General features: G+C 51.0%; 1 protein-coding gene. It reads left to right on the forward strand.

Annotation, left to right across the window (positions count from 1 at the left end; all coding sequences use genetic code 11):
* On the forward strand, nt 1–253 hold a 253-nt coding region (locus tag CAN34_RS13950), incomplete at both ends, for a dienelactone hydrolase family protein (RefSeq protein ID WP_174668376.1).

Here is a 253-nt window from a genome sequence, read left to right on the forward strand (position 1 = left end):
CTTAACTGCAGCATTATATGACGATCGCAGCAAAATGCGCCGCTTGCTACAAGGCGCATTGAACGCCGGTCAAGCGCAAGGCAATGATGCACGCACAGGCGTGACGATGGGCTATTGTTTTGGCGGTACGGTTGCTTTAGAGCTAGCGCGCTCAGGATTCCCGCAAAAAGCGTTTGTACCCTTTCATGGTGCCTTTGATACTCCAACAGGTCAGAGTTATGATAAGACGACTGGCGAGGTCTTGGTCTTTCAT

It is taken from the genome of Psychrobacter sp. DAB_AL32B, from assembly GCF_002224105.1.
In the GTDB taxonomy this organism is placed as follows: Bacteria; Pseudomonadota; Gammaproteobacteria; order Pseudomonadales; family Moraxellaceae; genus Psychrobacter.